This window comes from Pseudoalteromonas sp. T1lg10, from assembly GCF_002964545.1.
Lineage (GTDB): Bacteria > Pseudomonadota > Gammaproteobacteria > Enterobacterales > Alteromonadaceae > Pseudoalteromonas.
The window spans coordinates 37,668-56,055 of sequence record NZ_PQBV01000049.1 but is presented as its reverse complement, the minus strand read 5'-3'; the positions used below and the strand labels follow the sequence as shown (position 1 = coordinate 56,055).

19 protein-coding genes, 2 tRNA genes and 1 pseudogene are annotated in these 18,388 nt (G+C 49.9%); 8 read left to right on the top strand and 14 right to left on the bottom strand.

The genetic code is table 11. The features are described 5' to 3' along the window. Positions 1–1,110 (top strand): aminotransferase class V-fold PLP-dependent enzyme, encoded by a 1,110-nt coding sequence (locus tag C2M17_RS12850; RefSeq protein WP_105201145.1) that lies wholly within the window; start codon positions 1–3, stop codon positions 1,108–1,110. On the opposite strand, the gene C2M17_RS12845 is transcribed toward C2M17_RS12850, so the two are convergent. From C2M17_RS12845 to C2M17_RS15935, 4 genes are all read right to left on the bottom strand, one after another. Beyond that, positions 1,093–1,602 (bottom strand): DUF4124 domain-containing protein, encoded by a 510-nt coding sequence (locus C2M17_RS12845; RefSeq protein ID WP_105201144.1) that lies wholly within the window; start codon positions 1,600–1,602, stop codon positions 1,093–1,095. The two genes, C2M17_RS12850 and C2M17_RS12845, sit on opposite strands and share 18 nt — an antisense overlap. 704 nt (positions 1,603–2,306) lie before the next feature. After that, positions 2,307–2,399 (bottom strand) — tRNA-Ser (locus C2M17_RS12840). A 23-nt stretch (positions 2,400–2,422) separates the two neighbouring features. Beyond that, a tRNA-Ser gene (locus C2M17_RS12835) sits at positions 2,423–2,513 on the bottom strand. 181 nt (positions 2,514–2,694) lie between these two features. After that, positions 2,695–2,835, bottom strand: coding sequence for a hypothetical protein (locus C2M17_RS15935; protein WP_199774431.1), 141 nt, complete (start codon positions 2,833–2,835; stop codon positions 2,695–2,697). 276 nt (positions 2,836–3,111) lie between these two features. On the opposite strand from C2M17_RS15935, the gene C2M17_RS12830 reads away from it, so the two are divergent. Then, entirely contained in the window at positions 3,112–3,972 is an 861-nt protein-coding gene (locus tag C2M17_RS12830; RefSeq protein WP_158681396.1) for a diacylglycerol/lipid kinase family protein, read from the top strand. On the opposite strand, the gene C2M17_RS12825 is transcribed toward C2M17_RS12830, so the two are convergent. After that, positions 3,969–4,883, bottom strand: coding sequence for a DMT family transporter (locus C2M17_RS12825; protein ID WP_105201142.1), 915 nt, complete (start codon positions 4,881–4,883; stop codon positions 3,969–3,971). The genes C2M17_RS12830 and C2M17_RS12825 overlap by 4 nt on opposite strands. Before the next feature lie 97 nt (positions 4,884–4,980). Between C2M17_RS12825 and C2M17_RS12820 the strand changes: the two genes are divergently transcribed. Then, positions 4,981–6,462 carry an aminotransferase-like domain-containing protein gene (locus C2M17_RS12820; RefSeq protein ID WP_105201141.1) on the top strand — a complete coding sequence of 494 codons (1,482 nt, stop codon included), beginning with the start codon at positions 4,981–4,983 and terminating at the stop codon, positions 6,460–6,462. Here the strand turns inward: C2M17_RS12820 and C2M17_RS12815 are convergent. Further along, the gene (locus C2M17_RS12815) at positions 6,459–7,241 is read right to left on the bottom strand and encodes a YggN family protein (RefSeq protein ID WP_105201140.1); all 783 of its coding nucleotides are present in this window, start codon (positions 7,239–7,241) and stop codon (positions 6,459–6,461) included. The two genes, C2M17_RS12820 and C2M17_RS12815, sit on opposite strands and share 4 nt — an antisense overlap. Before the next feature lie 480 nt (positions 7,242–7,721). Between C2M17_RS12815 and C2M17_RS12810 the strand changes: the two genes are divergently transcribed. Beyond that, complete coding sequence (locus C2M17_RS12810; RefSeq protein ID WP_105201139.1) at positions 7,722–7,910, top strand: PA3496 family putative envelope integrity protein; 189 nt, start codon at positions 7,722–7,724, stop codon at positions 7,908–7,910. A 146-nt stretch (positions 7,911–8,056) separates the two neighbouring features. Here the strand turns inward: C2M17_RS12810 and C2M17_RS12805 are convergent, their stop codons facing one another. Together C2M17_RS12805 and C2M17_RS12800 are read right to left on the bottom strand one after the other, a co-directional pair. Then, positions 8,057–8,356, bottom strand: a complete 300-nt coding sequence (locus C2M17_RS12805) for an AzlD domain-containing protein (protein ID WP_105201138.1) — start codon at positions 8,354–8,356, stop codon at positions 8,057–8,059. Then, entirely contained in the window at positions 8,353–9,072 is a 720-nt protein-coding gene (locus tag C2M17_RS12800) for an AzlC family ABC transporter permease (protein WP_105201137.1), read from the bottom strand. The genes C2M17_RS12805 and C2M17_RS12800 overlap by 4 nt, the downstream gene beginning before the upstream one ends. Positions 9,073–9,154: 82 nt before the next feature. Here C2M17_RS12800 and C2M17_RS12795 point away from each other — a divergent pair. After that, positions 9,155–9,789, top strand: a pseudogene (locus C2M17_RS12795) (cytochrome b/b6 domain-containing protein). 197 nt (positions 9,790–9,986) lie between these two features. After that, positions 9,987–13,370, top strand: coding sequence for a S8 family serine peptidase (locus C2M17_RS12790; protein ID WP_105201136.1), 3,384 nt, complete (start codon positions 9,987–9,989; stop codon positions 13,368–13,370). A 60-nt stretch (positions 13,371–13,430) separates the two neighbouring features. Here the strand turns inward: C2M17_RS12790 and C2M17_RS12785 are convergent, their stop codons facing one another. Both C2M17_RS12785 and C2M17_RS12780 read right to left on the bottom strand, forming a co-directional pair. Continuing rightward, positions 13,431–13,883, bottom strand: coding sequence for a c-type cytochrome (locus tag C2M17_RS12785; protein WP_105201135.1), 453 nt, complete (start codon positions 13,881–13,883; stop codon positions 13,431–13,433). A gap of 115 nt (positions 13,884–13,998) precedes the next feature. Next, positions 13,999–14,469, bottom strand: a complete 471-nt coding sequence (locus tag C2M17_RS12780) for a DUF2721 domain-containing protein (RefSeq protein WP_105201134.1) — start codon at positions 14,467–14,469, stop codon at positions 13,999–14,001. Positions 14,470–14,613: 144 nt separating this feature from the next. Here C2M17_RS12780 and C2M17_RS12775 point away from each other — a divergent pair, with 144 nt between their 5' ends. Continuing rightward, complete coding sequence (locus C2M17_RS12775; RefSeq protein WP_105201133.1) at positions 14,614–14,985, top strand: DUF4870 domain-containing protein; 372 nt, start codon at positions 14,614–14,616, stop codon at positions 14,983–14,985. A gap of 227 nt (positions 14,986–15,212) precedes the next feature. Further along, positions 15,213–15,647, top strand: coding sequence for a YqaA family protein (locus C2M17_RS12770; protein WP_105201132.1), 435 nt, complete (start codon positions 15,213–15,215; stop codon positions 15,645–15,647). A gap of 7 nt (positions 15,648–15,654) precedes the next feature. Here the strand turns inward: C2M17_RS12770 and folX are convergent, their stop codons facing one another. The 4 genes from folX to nadE form a co-directional block, all read right to left on the bottom strand. Further along, positions 15,655–16,017 (bottom strand): dihydroneopterin triphosphate 2'-epimerase, encoded by a 363-nt coding sequence (gene folX, locus C2M17_RS12765; protein WP_105201131.1) that lies wholly within the window; start codon positions 16,015–16,017, stop codon positions 15,655–15,657. Further along, entirely contained in the window at positions 16,017–16,571 is a 555-nt protein-coding gene (gene folE / locus C2M17_RS12760) for a GTP cyclohydrolase I FolE (RefSeq protein ID WP_105201130.1), read from the bottom strand. Before folE ends, folX begins: the two co-directional genes overlap by 1 nt. A gap of 11 nt (positions 16,572–16,582) precedes the next feature. Further along, on the bottom strand, positions 16,583–17,290 hold the full coding sequence (gene folM / locus C2M17_RS12755; protein WP_105201129.1) for a dihydromonapterin reductase: 708 nt from the start codon (positions 17,288–17,290) through the stop codon (positions 16,583–16,585). Positions 17,291–17,454: 164 nt separating this feature from the next. After that, positions 17,455–18,288 carry an ammonia-dependent NAD(+) synthetase gene (gene nadE, locus C2M17_RS12750; RefSeq protein ID WP_105201128.1) on the bottom strand — a complete coding sequence of 278 codons (834 nt, stop codon included), beginning with the start codon at positions 18,286–18,288 and terminating at the stop codon, positions 17,455–17,457. Between the last annotated feature and the right edge of the window lie 100 nt (positions 18,289–18,388).

The window sequence follows — 18,388 nt, the reverse complement described above, 5'->3', positions numbered from 1 at the left end:
TTGAAAACTCAGTTTCGTTTGCCCGCAGGGCCTTATTTCTTAAGTCACTCTGTGGGTCGTCCGCTGCGCTCGACGGAGCAACACTTTCATGAGCATTTTTTCGCTCCCTGGCAGCAGGAGCAAAACGAGCCATGGCCACAGTGGCTCGGGGCAGTGCAGGATTTTACCGTCGCATTAGCACGCCTGTTTAACTCAGAGGCCAGCTTGTTTTGTCCTCAGGTGAATCTTTCCAGTGCCCTGAGCAAGTTGGTTGTGGCGCACCCGCGTTTGCGTAAGAACAAGTGCAAGGTGCTGATGTCGGAACAGGATTTTCCCAGCATGGGTTTTGCGTTGCAAAAATCTCTGACTCCGGACAGCGAAATCGTCTTTATTCCCGCCTCCGAGGACATCAGCGATATCCGGGTGTGGCAGCAACATTTGCAAGGGGATATGGATCTGGTCTTTATCAGCCAGGTGTATTCCAATTCCGGGCGTCAGGCGCCGGTGGCCGAGATAGTGGCCGCCGCCAAGGAGCTCGGCATCTTAAGTCTGGTTGATGTGGCTCAGGGCGCCGGGGTGATCCCCCTGGATTTGGCCCGGGTGCAACCGGATTTTCTAATAGGATCGAGCGTAAAATGGCTGTGCGGTGGCCCGGGAGCCGCCTATTTATGGCTTAGCGCCGAGCAATTACCTGGCTGTGAACCTAAGGATGTAGGCTGGTTCTCCCATGCCAATCCATTCGAGTTCGATATCCATCACTTTGCTTACCATGACAGTGCACTGCGCTTTTGGGGAGGTACACCCAGCGTCGCCCCCTATGTGTTAGCGGCGCACAGTATCAATTGGTTTAATGACTTTGGCATCGACAAGGTGCGCGCCCATAATTTGAAGCTGCAAGGGCAATTACTTGAAGAATGTGCCCACCTGGCGGCATCACCACTGGATGCACGGCGGCGCAGCGGTACCCTGATTCTTCATGCCGGCGACAGGCAAGAGCAGATGATGCAGGAATTAAAGCAACACAATATCAGCGTTGACGCGCGCCACCTAGGGGCCCGAGTGTCGTTTCACATCTATAACGACGAACAGGATGTGGCGCAGCTGGTATCAGCGTTAAAGCGGTTTATTTAACTTGGCCGCCGCGTTGATATTTTCTTTGTACTTTTGCAATTCGCTGATCGCCTTCTTTTCATTTTCGATAAGGGCGTGATAATTGGCGCGCACTATGGTTGCCTGCTGCTTCTTCGCATCGTCGATAGAGTCGCCGCCTAAATAGTTGGCGGTTGCTTGATTTATATTCTCAAGCTGCGCCAGATCTTTAGCCATACGCGTTTCGTAGTCACTGATATTACGTTGGTGCATGGCGATGCGGCGGTCGTATTCTTGCGACTTCAGGTAGCTGTCTACCTCACTCACATTAGGCTGTTGAGAATCGTCTTCTTCGCTGGTCACGGCCGTCACTGTTTTAGCGCCAGAGTAACGCACCTTAATAATTTGCGCGTCTTTGCCACAGGGCTGCTGACTAAAGGTTGCCACGCCATTGATGGTGCATTTATAAACCGCCGCATAGCTGGGCAAGGTGGTCAAACAAAGAGCCGCGGCAAATATAACTGGGTATTTCATAGGACATGTCCGTATGGTTAGGGTTATAAGATTCTAGAACTTTCCATTGGGAAATCAACACCCCGTTAACAATCAATATATTAGTAGCGGCTATTTCCGCTGACAGAGTGGGTGCTGTGTATAGGTATATTGCCGATAGTACCAAGCTCTAATTAAGCTTTAGTTAAGGAGGTGGGGGCGCGATTGAACTTCGGACGCTTGCGACTGAACGCCGAAAAGCAAAAAACCGCGACAATGCGCGGTTTTTCTTCGTTAACTAATGGCTTCGAGTGGGGATGAGCGCTCGTGCCTCCTGCGCTTGCAGCCGCACTCGCCCCTACGGGCGCCTGCGCGGCTCAAAATGTTCCGGACATTTTGTAGCTCTAGCACGCCCCTGTGCTAGCCCTTATAGGCGCCTACGCGGCTCAAAATGCTCCAGGCATTTTGTAGCTCTAGCACGTCCCTGTGCTAGCCCTTATAGGCGCCTGCGCGGCTCAAAATGTTCCTGACATTTTGTCGAACAAGGGTTCGAACCAAGTCCGCCTGCTCGAAATTTAGTTATAAAAAAACCGCCGTAAAGGCGGTTCTTTTAAAACTAATGGCGGAGAAGGGTCTCAGAAACCGAAGTATTACTTCGCAGTTCAGAGACGCCGAAGGCCGGACGCTTGCGACTGAACGCCGAAAAGCAAAAAACCGCGACAATGCGCGGTTTTTTCCAAAACTAATGGCGGAGAAGGAGGGATTCGAACCCTCGATAGAGCTACAAACCCTATACTCCCTTAGCAGGGGAGCGCCTTCAGCCACTCGGCCACCTCTCCGGCGCGAATCAGTTTGATAAATTTGGCGGAGAGATAGGGATTTGAACCCTAGATAGGCTATTAACCTATGCCGGTTTTCAAGACCGGTGCTTTCAACCACTCAGCCATCTCTCCATGGGGTAGGATAATACTGAGGCTTGTGGCCAGTGTAAATAGATAATGAATCGTTTGCTTGATTTTTGTGCTAATTCAGGGCGCTAGCAAGAAAAAAGTGAGGATTTCAGGTGCTAAGCTGGTTGGGTCTTAGCACCTGCTGGTTGTTTTTAATACCAGAAAGTAACATTAGTGTAATTAATTACTTGTAACGCACAACACCGCTAAGAGCTAGCTCTTTACCAAAGCGGTTTAGCTTGGCCATCATTTTAGCTTTACGCTTGCTTGGCTTGGTTGCTACATGGTTGGCTGCTGTTTGATTTAGGGTGTTTACTGGGTTCATGTTTGCTTGCTCCGGGTTGTGCCTGTGGTTGAAAACAAGGCTATTGTGCAACCAGTGTGGTTAAAAATAAAACGATATATTTTGGCCCATTCGGATAAGTTTAATTAATGCGATTAATGTTTTATTAAGTTTCAAAAAAAAGATTTATGCATGAATATTTAGGTGGGAAATGCGCTAATAGACCAATAACCAAGGTTTTTTATCTTGTGGCAAGTGATTTTTTAAAATATCGTGCATATTTATTCAGATAAATCATATTTGTTATAGGTTGGCATTTTGAACCATCAAACCAGGTATTTGCTCTTGTATCATCCGCTGCAGGCAAAAGCGCAATTAAAAGCTATTCGCCAGCGTTTGCATTCCTTGTCATATGCCTATGTTGAGGTGGCTACCAGTGGCGACTTTTACGCCGATTTACAGGGGCTGCAAACCTATATTCCCAATACCAAACGAGTAATTGCACTTGGTGGCGACGGTACACTTAATCTGGCCGCCAATGCTTTCGCCTATAGCGAGGTCGAAGTAGCCCTGGTTCCCTGTGGTAGTGGTAATGATTTTGCTCGCCAGTGGCGTTGCTCTGAGCAGCAATGGATCGAAGCCGCATTAACACATGCCAGCTCCGCCATAGATCTGGGTAAGGTTAATGAGCGCTACTTTATCAATATCGCCGGCGTTGGCTATGATGCTGCCGTGGTTGCCGCCAGTCAAAATAAGCGCGGCCGTTGGGCGCACCTGAATTATGCCTGGCAGGGGATTAAAATGCTGTATCGCTACGCCCCCTCGTTATTGCAGTTTTCGACTACCAAGGCGCAAGAGCACAGGTTGCTGATGATGTGTTTAGCCAATGGCCGTTACTTTGGCGGCGGCATGTGTCTGGCGCCCAAGGCGAATATTTGCGATGGCCAATTAAGTTGCGTGCAAATAGGAGCGGCGCCGTTTTGGCGGCAAATTCAGGCGCTGATACTTAGCTATTTTGCCGCTCATACCCGGCTTAAGCAGGTCAATATAACCCCTGTATCCCAGCTTGATGTGCACACCGCAAATATAGGCATAGAGGCGGATGGAGAGTATATAGGCACCACACCCGCACTTTTTAGTGTGCAGCGCGGTGCCCTGAACTTTGTGATGCCCGTCTAGGCTGGTGCCTCTGTGCGCTTGAAAAAGAGGCCTATTTTATCGAATGGGGTCAGCACTATGGCGTTGCCCAGTAATACAAACACAAAGCCGTATACCGTATTAAGCTGCCATACGAAACCTTCAAACAGGGTGCTTAGAATCACAGCTACCAAAGGGAAGAGCACTATCACATAGCTGGCTTTTTCCGGGCCGATATTCTTCAGTAAGACAAAGTAACAGGCAAAAGCGATCACTGTACCGAAGGTGCTTAGATACAGCAGGGATAACCAATACGCGGTGCCGGCAGTGCTAAAGTCCCAACTAACATCGCTGATTAAAACGAACAGTGCCAGTCCCAGGGTGCTGTATAACATGCCCCAGGCATTGCCCTGCAGCACGCCTACCTGAGCCTGGGAGTTACGTACGCTCACCATGTTGCCTATGGACGCTACAAGCGTGCCAGCAAGACACAATAACAGGCCTATTAATAACTCATTACCGAGATCCAAAGTGGCGATGGCCGGCCAGAACAAGATCACTATGCCTACCACGCCGAGCAGGGCACCAAAGTAGATGCGTTTGGCTATGGGTTTGCCAAAGAATAATCGGGTGTTGATGATATTCATCAACAGCAGGGTGCTAAAGGCGATGGAGCTCATTGCCGAGGTGAGATAATGCTGCGCCCAATAGAGGATCAGATAGTTGGCGCCAAAGTTACACAGGGCCAACAGGGTAAAAAAGCCATGATCGCGGGCGCTAAAGCGCATCGGCAATTTTTTAAGCAGTACAAAAGCCCACATAATGACGGCGGCAATGGCAAAGCGTAAAAACAGCGAAACTTGCACCGCTACATCGCCAAGCTGGAATTCTATGGCCAGCCAGGTTGAGCCCCAAATCAGGACGGTAAAAAAATACAGCAGGACGTTGTTCATGGCGTTTTTCTCAAGGCGACTAAAGCTGGTATTTTAAAGTTATTCTGTATACTGTACATAAACAGAAAACATCATTTTATACCTATACAGATCAGCCATGTCTCGCATTGTAAATAAGCAGGGTAATATCTACCTATATCAGCAAGTCATTGACTTGATTAAAGATATGCAGTCGCAAGGCACCTTGGGTGCCGGTGAAAAGCTGCCTTCTTTGCGTGCTATAGCACAAAAGTTGTCCATTAGTATTCCCACCGTTCAGCAGGCTTATCAAGAGCTTGAACGTCAGGGGGTGATCAGCGCCAGAGAAAAGTCCGGTTTTTACCTTAATGCCGGCTCAGAGCAGTGTCATCAGCCTCGTCGTATTCAACTGGCGCGCCAGCCGGTAGCGGTTAATAAACAGGCCTTGATTGAGCAGGTTTTTGACAGTTTGCATCGTGCCGCCGTGGTGCCCTTGGGGATAGCCAACCCGGTGGCGGTAAACCCCACCGATAAGGTGCTGAGCCGGACCATGCGGCGAGTGATGAATGTGGCCGGGCATAAGGCTATCAATTATGGCCCCCTGGATGGTTTTGCGGCGCTAAAAAAGCAGATCATCAACCGTTACCTGGATTTTGCCATCGGCGTTAACAGTGATGAGTTGATCATTACCAATGGTGCCCAGGAAGCGCTGCATATCGCTGTGCAGTGTGTCACTCAGGCGGGGGATATAGTGGCCATAGAGTCGCCCTGTTATTTTGGCATTATCGAAATGCTGGAGAGTCTGGGACTCAAGGTGATAGAAATTCCCATGTGCCCGCAACAAGGGGTGTGTGTCGAAGATCTGCAGCAGGCGTTTGCCGAGCATGATATTAAGGCCTGCATCTTTTCCACCAGTATTAGCAATCCCTTAGGCTCGAAAATGCCAGAGGAGCGACGCCGACGTCTGGTGCATTTAGTGGAGGATCAAGGTGCGGTGCTAATTGAGGATGATGTGTATGGGGAGCTTGCCTACGAGCCCGATGGCGCCAAACCTGCTCAGTATTATTCGACCAAGGGCAAGGTGATCACCTGCTCGTCGCTGTCAAAAACCGCCGCGCCAAGCTATCGCGTGGGCTGGATGATAGCCGGCAAGTTTGCGCCTCAGGCGCGGCGTTTAAAGCGGGCCATGAGCTGCGCGTCGTCACTGATGAATCAGTGGACCCTGTACGAATTTATGAATAGCGGCGATTACGATAAAAATCTGCGGGTGATGCGCCAGCGCCTGGCGCTCAATAAAGAGCGGATGCGGGCCTTGGTGCAGCGGCATTTTCCGCCTGGCACCCGAATGACCAATCCACAGGGAGGCTGTGTATTGTGGCTGCAACTGCCGTCGCAGTATGATGTTGTTGCCTTGTTCCACCTGGCGCTGGAGGCGGGGATCAGCATTACTCCGGGAGCTATTTTTAGCGCCACCGACAAATATCGCCAGTGTTTACGCCTGAGTTTTGGGGTGCAATGGAGCGAGGAAATAGAAAAGGCAGTGGCCCGCTTAGGGGCGCTCTGCCTGCAAGTGCAAAAGGGTAAGGCGAAGGTTACGCCAATGGGCATGCCAAAGGCTTAGTTACTTAGCAGCTGATACTCTTTCAATTCGGGGATCATGCTAAGCAGCTGAGCTTCTTGTTGCGCCAACTCGCTAAATGAATGGCATAGCGCATCCGCACGTTGTTCTATTTGCGAGGCTTGCAGCTCAACTCTTTGCTCGACCTGCTCACCAAGGCGCTCCATACGTTGCTCAAATTCATCCATGTCGCCGCCTGAGCCTAATAACTCAGAGCCCAGAGCGATAAATATACTGCCGATAGACTGCACCATGGCCTGCTCTACGGCTTGTTCAAAGTCCTCATCAAACTGGCTTTCAATATCATTGCCTAATTGTTCAAAGCTTTGTTTGCCCATTACAAAGGCACCGTCCTGGTAGAAGGTCTGTTCAATATTGATGCCGATATTTTCAACTATATCGCTCAGCGCCTCATTGTGACTGATGCCAAATGCGGCGCCGACTTCTTCTAGGGCAACGCCGGCGATCTTAACGCCATCCAGGGCTATTTGAGCCACCTCGGGCATATAGGTTCGTACCTTATCTGTGTAATCGTCCAGGGCCTGTTGTTGCTCGGCATTTAACTCAACGGGTTGACCATCGACTTCAAGCAGACCTGAGCTGTACACCAGGTGCTGGTTATTGGTATTGGTGATCTGTAAACGCTGCGGCTCGATGCGTACATCGTTTTTAAATTCAATGTTGCATTGCTCAGAGCCAAACGAGAGCGAATTGGCTTCCCCGGCGATGGCGGTGCCAGAAAGGCTAATGGCAGAGATAATGGCTAGCGTGCTGGTTTTCATGGTGATAATTCCTGTTATTCTGTTGACGCTATGACTAATACAATTTCGGTGCCAAATAATAAAGATGATGAAAATCATAGCTTTATAATTTCCTCTTGTGTACTGCCAATGCCTTGTTTAGTGCCTTTTACTAACTTTTAGTGAAATTAACTTTGCCGTGGATTAAAACATTTGCTCAATTGTCAGCCTGCTAGGTAACTGCTCCTGCGTCACCCTAGTACCGCCGTCCATGGCGGCAAAAGCCGACCTAGGACCCTGGCGGCAAAGGCGGATCCACAACGGGCTATCCAAGGTGGAATAACCTTACGAATTAAGGCGGTATAATTATTAATCAATTATGTTTATTGAAACGATAAAAAAATCTCACTTTCCAGTTTGCGATTTAGCGGCTATTTATTCACTCGAAGGCGCCTAGCCCTGAATTCGCCGCACCTAAGTTGGGGAGCGGTGATAACTGATTTAGATTTATTGGAGTGTATTGTGGGTAAAACATATTCCTATGATGCGTTTGAAGACGAATTTGTTGCAGATGAATATGAAGCGATGGGACGCAATCAAAACGACCGTCGCAAGCGCAAGGTAAAAAAGAAGCTGGACGATTATTTAGAACAGCGCAAGCTGAGAAAGCATCTCGGCAGCGATGACTTTGACGAGTATTTAAATGAATAAATAACGGGCCTTTGGCCTATGAAGTCTTGGTGTAATTAAGCCGAGACTATTTTAAGACTTTAAAGGGGCTACGGCCCCTTTTTTGTTATACCAATGCTGTTAAGTATGTGAGCAGATATAGCGTTGGCTATTTAAGTGAATTGGTATTATCGCAGCGCAAAAAAGACCGCCATGGAAAGCAGGGTGGTGGCGTAGATACTATGGCTTTTGTAGGCGGTAATAATGGCGACAAGGGCCGCAACCAGATACGGATTCTGGTAGCTCAACTGCCACTGATTGCCAGGTAAAACCACTATGGGTACCCAGATGGCGGTAAGCACGGCCGGGGCGCTAAAGCTTAAAAAACGCTGCATTTTTGCGCCGACCCGAAATGGCAGGGCACGGTGTAAAAATAAATAACGACTGCCAAAGGTAATGGCCGCCATCAGTAATATGGTGGTGATCATCGCACCCTCCCGCGACTAAGCACATAGCCAACGCTCATGCCGATGAGGGCGCTAAACACCAGCCATAATTCTACTTGCCAGGACTTGAGCACCGCAGCACTTATCCCCGAAGCCAGTACACAGGCCAGAGTTGCCCAGTTTTTAATGGCCGGGATCACCAGGGCGATAAAGGTGGTGGCAATGGCAAAATCGAGACCAAGATTGGTTAAGTCAGGCAGCAACTGTCCCGCCACTATGCCCAGCAGGGTCCAAATATTCCAGGCAACATAAAAGCTAAAACCAGCACTGAGGGCATAAATGAGGCGTGCCTTGGTTTGATAGGCCTTAGGGTGGTGGGAAAAAGCAAAGAGCTCATCGGTCAGCACAAAGCTGACAGGTAAGCGCCACCTCAAGGGTTGAGCAATGACCTTTTGGCGAATGGCCAAGCCATATAAAAAGTGCCGAGAACTGATGATGAAGGTGGTGATGGCTATGGTCAGCAAAGGGGTGTCGTTGGCGATAAGCTCAATGGCCACCAGCTGGGCCGAGCCGGCAAAAACCAATAAAGACATCAGCTGAGCCTCTATTAAAGTAAAGCCGTTTTGCATTGCCAAAGAGCCGCACAAGAGCCCCCAGGGCAGTACCGCCAGGTTAAGAGGCATCATATCGATTTGCCCTTTGATAAATGCTTTTTGCTGCAGTTTGGTACCGCGTTTTATATGAGTAGACTTGCTCATAGATAAAAATTAACCGAGTTGATTTCGCACCGACGCTAGAGTTTGGCATAATCGCGGCTATTGCAAAAGAAGTGGAGCAGTTATGAAAGTTTGGGATGGATATATACGTTTTTTTCATTGGCCTTGGTAAGTTGTTTGGTCGGCCTGTATTTCTCCGCCGAGGAAGGAGCCATGGAGCTACACTTTGTACTCGGTTATATCACCCTGGCGCTTTTGGCTACGCGTTTAATCTGGGGTCTGGTTGGCAGTGACACAGCGCGCTTATCGGCGCTATTTCATGGCCCCAAAGCGGTTGTTCAGGCTTTACAAGCCAAGCATTTAACTCCCGGGCATAACGCCGCTGGCAGCTATATGGTGCTGGTATTTTTTGCATTGATTCTGTTGCAGTTGGCGACCGGCTTGATGACCACAGATGACATCATGGTTGATGGTCCTTTGGTGCAATATGTGTCTTACGACTGGGTTGAATGGGCGTCTTCGTTGCATCATCAGAATTTAGATTGGCTGCTGATCGCCATCGGCCTGCATCTTGTTGCCATTGTTGTTTACGCCCTGCGCGGCAAAAAACTGGTGCCGGCTATGGTTACCGGACGCAATAAGCAAGTCAGTACCGCTGCACAGCTAAAAGCAAGTTGGCCGGCTTTTGCTTTGTTTGCCGTTTTATTGGGTGTGCTGCTAACAACCTGGGGTTATGAGCCACTACAAACTCTGCTATAGCGACGAATGGCGGCTGTTTACGATCTGTTACAAAACTATGAACAGCCGCTAGGGCTTACTAAATGCGGGGTCATGCCCCGCACGTAAGTCTTTATCTTCTGTTTACATGTTTACCATATTGTAACGTACCTGTTTTGGCATTATTGTCCGCCAGCAACAATAAAGCAGTAATGCTAACAATTAAAACAGGTATTTGTATGAAGCAAAATCTTCGCCGCAGCGCAATTGCGTTAGGCATCTCTTCTGCGCTGATGAGCGCCCCGGCTGTAAGTGCCACTCTAGAATCGCAAGCTAAGACTCTGGATTCTCAGTACAAGGTGAATGTAGAGCGTCAGGTCGCTGAATTTAAACAACAAGAAAAAACTGCGGTTGCCTGGTTGGTCGAATTAAATGGTCAGTCGCTCTACGGTGTTAATAAGTCGCAACAGGCCACTGTGAGTGCCAACATTAGCGATATGCAGCAGCGTGTAATGAGCGATATGCAGAGCATGGATCTTAACCTTAAGGTTATTTCCCGCACCTCTAAGCTTGCTAATGCCTTGGTTGTTGATGGCCAGGAAACCGATATACGTCAGTTGGAAAACCATACCGAGGTTAAAGCCGTATATCCCGTTTATGATTACGAGCTGGCGGTAGCAGACAGCGCCGATTATGTTAAGGCCACACCCTTGGTTGAAAATGGTCTTGCCAGCGGTAAGGGCGTACGTGTGGCCGTACTAGATACGGGTATCGACTACACTCATGCTGCCTTTGGGGGTGAAGGTACGCTTGAGGCCTATGCCGCAGCCACTGCCGATGAATCAGTCACCTGGCCGCAGGGTATAGTTAAAGGCGGTTATGACTTCGTCAATATGGACCCAGATCCAATCGACAATGGCACTAACCACGGTACCCATGTATCTCACTCGGTAACCGGTATTGCCCCAGATGTTGAATTATTCGTGTATTCCGTGTGTGCAGGTGGATGTTCGGGTAAGGCCCAGCTTATGGCCTTGGAAGCGGCTATGGATCCTAACCAAGACATGGATATTGAAGATCGGGTTGATGTGATCAATATGTCACTCGGTGGTGACTTTGGCGATATCGCCGAAAGCGCCGTAGGCCTGTTTATTAACCGCGCCGTGGCCTTGGGCACCAATGTGGTGGTCTCTGCCGGTAACGATGGCGATATTCCATACATTGTTGGTGGTCCGAGCACGACCGAGCACGCTCTTTCTGTGGGCGCGATGACGCATCCAGCGGAAGAAGTGAGCATTGCCAAGGGTACGGTAGCCGGGGCCGAAGCGGTATTCCAGGGCGCCAGCTTTGGTCCGGGTGTAGGCAGCTTTAATAGCGATGATATTGAAGTTGTTTACCCGGAATCGAATCAAACCGCTTGTGTTGCTTTTGCCGATGATGTTGATTTTACCGGCAAGGCGGTGATTCTTGATCGTGGTGGTTGTGCTTTCACCCTTAAGGTATTGGCGGCGCAGGAAAAGGGCGCGGCCTTTGTTATTATCGCCAACAATAGCGATGACGGCACCCCGGCACCTATGGGCGGCTTCGATGCAGCGGTTACCATCCCATCTGTGGGTGTGAACAAGGCTACAGGTTTACAGCTTAAAGAAGGCGCAGCCTTTGCTGTTGAATTAACGCTGGCGACCACCGCCGGTGCTGTTGCTGACTTCAGCTCACGTGGACCTTCGGTAAGCGGCTTGCTTAAGCCGGAAATTACCGCTCCTGGCGTAAATATTATGACCGCCCACCCTGGTACGGGCGATGGTTTAAGTGGTGCTAACGGTACTTCATTCTCCGGCCCAATTACGGCGGGTGCTATGAGTATCCTAAAAGAAGCTCTACCAGAGCGTAATGCCTTTGAACTAAAAGCAACGCTTATGAATGCGGCGAACATGGATGTCACTATGACACCACGAGAGCTGGATGAAAATGCCGAACTGGCGCCAATCAGTATTATTGGGGCGGGTCTGGTAGATGTTGAAAAAGCAGCCAACTTACCGGTAGCTGCCTGGGCTAAAGACACCCGTCAGGCAGCACTATCGTTTGGTTTACACAGCCTGGCAGAAGTGGCCACCATGACCAAGACGGTACAGGTTAAGAACTTCTCAAATACGGCGAAAACATACGATCTGGCTTGGCAGCAGCGCTATGCGGATGATGCGGAGTCTGGCGCCATCATGGCGGAATACCCTTCGTCAGTGACTGTGCCAGCAGGTCAAACTGTTGAGTTCGATGTAACCGTAACCATAGACCCTGCCAAGTTGCCGCAATGGGGCGTGGACTTCTCTAACACCTGGAAAAATGAGGCAGGTCCGTTACTGACCAAATCTGAGCTAGACGGTGCCCTGGTATTCAATGAAGGTGGTGAGCATGCCTTACATCTGGTATATCACGTGCTGCCACGTGCCGCAGCAAAACCTGTATTAGATGCGCAAAAGGCCGAAGAAGGTGTGGTATATACGGTTACCAACGAAGGTGTTACCGATTTTATACCTATGATCATTGCAAATGTTGCCACCGATGCGGTTGGTGACAGCGAGCGTCTGGACATAGTTTCTGGCAGTGTTGAAACTTTCGAAGTACCCACATCCTTCTGTGATTCTGGCTACGGTGTGTTTACTACCATAGTCTTGAACCAGGCTATTGCCTCTAACTTTATCGGTAACTTTGCCGCCGATTTCGATTTAGAAAGCGATGGTGTATGGGATGCGCGTGTGCATTCATTGAGCTACCGCTCATTTGAAACTACTGTGCCGTTACCGCCAATTCCGGTTACTTACTCTGTGCCAACTTACGCATTGAGCAACCTGTACTTTGATAGCGGAACCAATTATGTAACCCTGCAAAACTGTCTTGAAGACTATGGTCTAACCGCTGCAGAGCTGGGTACTCTTGATGCCACCGTCCGCTTTAGGGTAGGCGAAGGTTACTATGATGGTTCAGGTGCCAATGCGGTAGACAGTGCGCAAGGTAGTTACGACTTTGCCCTAGCAAATGTTGCGGCAATGGCGGTAGATGCACAGGGGAATGAAGTTGCAAGTCTGGCTCCGGGTGAATCGGCACAATTGCTATTTACCGATGCTGACTTCACCATCTTGTCTGCTTCAGGCTCGACCCCGGTTGTCGCTTCGATTGGTGACGATATGAAAGTGGCACCAAGCCTGGCCGATGCCGAATTCAGCGTTGATGAAAACACTGTTGATGGCACAGTAATTGGTACTCTATCGGCAATGCGTAATGCGCCGCTGGCCGGTGCTATCTCTGAGTTTATCGTCACCGGCTCTACTTCAACGGCGGTAGAAATTAATGACATGGGCGAAGTGCTTGTGGCCAATGCCGAGCAGTTGGACTTTGACGCTGGCCTTGAGCAGATCACTTTGACAGTGGTTGCCACCGACACCTTTGGCCACATTTCAAATGAAGCAACTGTTGTTGTTAAGGTGAATAACCTGGCCGACGAGATTTCTGAGCAGCCGACAACACAGCCTAAGGTTGAACCTAAGAAGAGCACTAGCTCAGGTACTTGGGCCTGGTTGACTCTGCTGATGGCACCGGCGTTATGGTTACGTCGTCGTCGCGGCTAAGCTAATATTTGGGCACAAAAAACGGCGCTTATTGCGCCGTTTTTTTATTGCTTAAAGAGCTTAGTCTTTAAACGAATTGTGGCAGTCTTTACAGCCTTTCGCCCAGTTTTGGAAAGCTGGTACGATAGTTTCTTTATCGCCGCTTTGTGCTGCTACCGCTAGCTCTTGTGCGTATTTTGCAAAGGCATCTGCTTTAGCATCAAAGGTCGCACGGTCTTCCCAGATAGCTGGTAGTGCGCTGGTGTCGCCCTTGTCAGTGCCGGCACCGAAGGCTTCCCAAGGCATTTGTGAAAGGGCTGCGGCATTGTTAGCACGCATGGCAAAACGCTCGGCCTCGAAAGGTACCTTGCCTTTAAGCATGTCACCCATATCGGCGATTTGTACACGGAGCAGTGAGAATGTCGATTTACGGTAGTCGATAGCATCTTCAGGTTTTTCAAAAACCGAGCTTGCTAAGGCTGATGATGAGCTGGCAGCCAGCGCGATTGCAGTGATAATAGAGTGTAGTTTCATTCCATTAGTCCATTATTATAAAAGTTGTGTCCCTTTTTACCTAAGGGATGCAGCGAAGACAAGCCTGGCTCGGTAATTAGCATTGTACAGACCTGTCAGCACTGTGAAGAAGTATTTACTCGCCTAGGTCGATATCGGCAAAAATCATCCCCCGACGCATGCTTCTAAAGGCAAGATAAACCTCGGCAAGCAGGGAAATAAATGCCAGGATCAGCAGCACCATGGCAATCATAAAGCACAAGGCTATCGCGGTTCCCAGGTTAACCGATTGAATATTAGCCATAAAAAGCAGCATAACCACGGCGCTTACCAAGGTGGCGCTAAGTACGCTTAAGCTAAAAGCCAGATGAATATAGCGGGCGCGTTTAAGCAGGGCACGCAATTCTGTGGTCAGGGAGCGGTTAAAATCTTCATCGCTGCTAGTTTTTAGTTTACGCTCAAGAGTGCGAGCCCGGTCTGTGATGCGCGCTAAACGATTTGATAGTACCCCCAAGGTGGCGGCGATACCCGTGATAAGGAAAACCGGGGCAACGGCGGTTTGAATCACCTTTGCCATGGTGAGAATATTAACGACATCTGTGTTCACACTGACTCTCACTGAAAGAATGACAATGTCGTTAGTCTAGCGGTAATTGCCGATGAAGGATAGAATTTTGCTCTGGCGAAAAGCTGGACACTAGGCAATAAAACTGAGAATCTCAGTAACTTAACAACAATCACAGGAGTGAACATGGAACCCGTATTACCTGAAAAAAATGACACGGCGAAAAGCAACGATGAGAAGAGCATGGCGATGTTGTGCCATTTAGCGGCTTTGGCCGGTTTTATCGTACCTTTTGGCTCAATTTTAGGCCCTTTGATTATCTGGTTGGTGAAAAAAGAAGAGATGCCTATTGTCGATCGTCATGGCCGCGAGTCATTGAACTTTCAGCTCACCATGCTGATCGCCTATATCGTTTGTTTTATTTTGATTTTTGTCGCCGTGGGTATTCTGCTGCTGCCAATCGTCGCCTTGTTCTCCTTTATCATGGTGATTGTGGCCTCGATCAAGGCCTATGAGGGCAAAGAGTTTAGTTATCCGTTTACCATTAAATTCTTATAAATGGTGAGATCGGTAGCAGAATGCGTTTAGATGAACCCGTAGGGCAGCGCTTGTAGCGCATTTCTACTGTGTTGTTACATGTTAATGTACGCCTACATGGATGTAGGCGGTAGAGCGACGCAGGAGCCAAAGCCGAGAATAACTACACCACACATGTGCCGCCTTGTATAAATACACTACAAACTGCTGCAGAAACAAACAACAAAGGTCAACAGACCCTAGGAATTATGGCCTATTTAAGCCTGTTATTGAGCGCCTTTATTGCTGCCACCCTGCTGCCCAGCTCTTCGGAGCTGATGCTCAGTGCCATGGTGGTTAAGGGCGGGTTGTCCTTGCCCTTACTCTGGCTCAGCGCCACCTTTGGCAATGTCTTGGGCAGTTGTGTGAACTATGCCTTGGGAACCCAGGTGACTCGCTTTGCCGATAGAAAATGGTTTCCCGTTTCCGCCAAGGGCATGGCCAGGGCGCAGCAGCAGTTTAATCGCTTTGGTGTATACAGTTTGCTGTTTGCCTGGCTGCCAGTGGTGGGCGATCCGCTGACCTTAATTGGCGGCGTATTTCGGGTGCGCTTTAGTCTGTTTCTGCTGCTGGTCAGCATAGGCAAAGGCGCCCGCTATCTGCTGGTGATCCTGATGGCGCTCGGGCTTGAAGAGTTCCTCTAAGCGCTCGCTACTGAGGGCGTTGCCAGTCCAAGGTCAGCGACACCGAATCGGCAAAACGCAAGGCATGGGGTTTATCGACTCTCGCCTTGGCGTAGTGCACGCTGGGGTGGCTATGACACAAGGCCAAAATCTCCGCCACCAACTTTTCCAATAACAGAAAATGCCCCTGCTCTACCAGCTCGATCACCGCCTTGGTGATAGTTTTATAGTTGAGCGCCTGAGCTACTTCATCTTGCTCGCAGGCCTTATCAGCCGGGTAATGAATCTCTAGGTTGATCACTACGTCCTGCTTCTTTTCCCGCTCCTCGGGATTAAAACCTATATAGGTGCGCAGCCTGAGGTTGGTGACATTGATAATGGCATTGGTCATTAGTTTTTCACCAGCTGTAAAAATTCGTTGCGGGTTTTTGAGTCGGTGCGGAAATTGCCCAGCATCACGGACGTACGCATTTTTGAATTCTGCTTTTCCACGCCACGCATCATCATACACATATGCTGGGCTTCAATGATCACACCCACGCCCTTGGCGCCAGTCACCTGTTCAACCGCCTTGGCGATCTGATGGGTGAGTTGCTCCTGAATTTGAAAGCGACGCGCATACATGTCGACGATGCGGGCAAATTTCGATAGCCCCAGCACCTTACCATCCGGGATATAGGCGATATGGGCCTTACCGACGAAGGGCAGTAAATGGTGCTCGCACATGGAATAAAGCTCAATGTCCTGCACCAGAACCATATCATCCGCATCAGAAGAGAACACCGCATTGTTAGTGATCTCTTCAAGCGTTTGTCGATAGCCCTTGGTAAGGTATTCCATGGCCTTGGCGGCGCGTTTCGGGGTGTCGAGCAGGCCTTCTCGCTGTGGGTCTTCGCCAACGGCGCTGATGATCTGCTTAAAGCTGTGTTTTAAATCGTCTTGCATACTGTTCTCGTCTATTTTAGGTGGCGGCCGCCGTCGATGGCGAGGCTGCGCCCGGTAATGTAATGACTATTGAGCAGCAGCTCCACGGCGGCAATAATTTCCTGGCAGCCGGGCTCTATGCCCATTAGGGATTTGGTTAAGGTCTTTTGCTTGTACTGCTCATCGTCATGGTCATTGAAAATAATCAGCGACGGGGCAATGGCATTGACCTTTATCTTCGGCGCCCATTTGGCGGCATACGACTTGGTCAGGTTGTCGAGCGCAGCCTTGGAGGCGGCATAGGCCAGATGTTTGGGGCTGCCGGTTTCGACCACATAGTCGGTCAGGTGAATCACATCGGCGTAGCCCTCGGCCTGCTCCAGCATATCGGCGCAGTACTGATTGATTAAATAGGGCACCTTGGCATGAATGCGCATCATGGCATCGAACAGCTGGGCATAATCACTGTTGTTGGCCTCGCAGTCCCAACTTGAGGCGTTATGAATGATCGCCCGCAGTCCACTGGTATGACGGCGAAGTTCGTCAATAAACTCCAAAATGCTGTGATCGTCGTTAAAGTCTGCGGCAATGCAGGTTGCCCCTTGCGCCGCCAGCTCGTCCACTGCCGGATGCCGGGTGCGGTAACTAATAATGACGTCGTGACCCTGGGCCAGCAAATGGGAGGCCAAAGCAAGGCCTATGCGCTGCCCGGCGCCGGTAATTAAAATAGGAAAAGACATAATTTCCAAAGGCTAAAAGCGTATAACCTTTACTATAAACAAATGAGTTCGTGATTGCAGTGTTTACGTATACAAATGCGTGGGCGATCACTGTGTTAGCAAAGAAAAAGCTATTGGGCGGGTGGCTAAGCAGGGCACCGACAAGACACCGGTGCCCGAGCAGATCAATCGTAGATGGTAGGTATGGGTTGGCGCTTATGCTGGGTGCGCTGGTAGATGCCGATAATATGCGCTTCAACTTCGGCGCTCACCGGTTTGCCTTCTAAAAAGTCATCAATTTGGTCGTAACTCAGGCCAAGGGCGACCTCGTCGGCCAGTCCTGGGCGGTCGCACTCGAGATCCGCGGTAGGAACCTTGTACACCAGATCCCTTGGCGCTCCCAAGGCTTCGGCCAAAGCGCGCACCTGGCGTTTGGATAGGCCGAATAAAGGCGCTAGATCGCAGGCGCCATCGCCAAATTTGGTATAAAAGCCGGTGAGGTTTTCGGCGCTGTGATCCGTGCCGACTACCAGGCCTTGAGTCAGGCCGGCGATCTCATACTGGGCTATCATGCGTTGGCGTGCTTTCACATTGCCCTTAATAAAGTCCACCTGGGTCTGCGCCGGCAGGGCCAGCTCGGTACCCGCGGCCAAGCCTGCTAAAACCTCATCATGCATATGATCGCTGGCCGGTTTGATATTTACGGTCACGCGTTGGCTAGGCTGTATAAAATCAACGGCCAACTGGGCCTCATGTTCATCGGCCTGGACGCCGTAAGGTAGACGCACGGCAATAAACTGATACTGATGGGTGTTATGCTCGTCATTGAGTTCGTTCACCGCCAATTGGCACAAACGACCACAGGTGGTGGAATCAACGCCGCCGCTAATGCCTAAAACCAAACTATGGCAATGGGCCTGCTGCAGACGGTGCTTAATAAATGCCACACGACGGGCAATTTCCTGGTTAATATCAATGCTTGGTTGCACCTTCATTTCGGCAACGATTTCGGCTCGCATAACTCCCCCGCTTGAGCTCAATGGTGAGTCGCTATTATGTAAGTATTTAACCAAAAGTTAAAGCGCGCAGCGGAGCTCTTGTAGCTCGGCCTTTGCCGCC

What these genes read in the sequence shown, in the direction of transcription:
- C2M17_RS12770 (WP_105201132.1), top strand. Translation starts at nt 15,213, where the DNA reads ATGGCCTATTTAAGCCTGTTATTGAGCGCCTTTATTGCTGCCACCCTG.
- C2M17_RS12775 (WP_105201133.1), top strand. Translation starts at nt 14,614, where the DNA reads ATGGAACCCGTATTACCTGAAAAAAATGACACGGCGAAAAGCAACGAT.
- C2M17_RS12785 (WP_105201135.1), bottom strand. Translation starts at nt 13,883, where the DNA reads ATGAAACTACACTCTATTATCACTGCAATCGCGCTGGCTGCCAGCTCA.
- folM (WP_105201129.1), bottom strand. Translation starts at nt 17,290, where the DNA reads ATGTCTTTTCCTATTTTAATTACCGGCGCCGGGCAGCGCATAGGCCTT.
- C2M17_RS12820 (WP_105201141.1), top strand. Translation starts at nt 4,981, where the DNA reads ATGTCTCGCATTGTAAATAAGCAGGGTAATATCTACCTATATCAGCAA.
- folX (WP_105201131.1), bottom strand. Translation starts at nt 16,017, where the DNA reads ATGACCAATGCCATTATCAATGTCACCAACCTCAGGCTGCGCACCTAT.
- C2M17_RS12815 (WP_105201140.1), bottom strand. Translation starts at nt 7,241, where the DNA reads ATGAAAACCAGCACGCTAGCCATTATCTCTGCCATTAGCCTTTCTGGC.
- C2M17_RS12845 (WP_105201144.1), bottom strand. Translation starts at nt 1,602, where the DNA reads ATGAAATACCCAGTTATATTTGCCGCGGCTCTTTGTTTGACCACCTTG.
- C2M17_RS12800 (WP_105201137.1), bottom strand. Translation starts at nt 9,072, where the DNA reads ATGAGCAAGTCTACTCATATAAAACGCGGTACCAAACTGCAGCAAAAA.
- C2M17_RS12825 (WP_105201142.1), bottom strand. Translation starts at nt 4,883, where the DNA reads ATGAACAACGTCCTGCTGTATTTTTTTACCGTCCTGATTTGGGGCTCA.
- folE (WP_105201130.1), bottom strand. Translation starts at nt 16,571, where the DNA reads ATGCAAGACGATTTAAAACACAGCTTTAAGCAGATCATCAGCGCCGTT.
- nadE (WP_105201128.1), bottom strand. Translation starts at nt 18,288, where the DNA reads ATGCGAGCCGAAATCGTTGCCGAAATGAAGGTGCAACCAAGCATTGAT.
- C2M17_RS12805 (WP_105201138.1), bottom strand. Translation starts at nt 8,356, where the DNA reads ATGATCACCACCATATTACTGATGGCGGCCATTACCTTTGGCAGTCGT.
- C2M17_RS15935 (WP_199774431.1), bottom strand. Translation starts at nt 2,835, where the DNA reads ATGAACCCAGTAAACACCCTAAATCAAACAGCAGCCAACCATGTAGCA.
- C2M17_RS12790 (WP_105201136.1), top strand. Translation starts at nt 9,987, where the DNA reads ATGAAGCAAAATCTTCGCCGCAGCGCAATTGCGTTAGGCATCTCTTCT.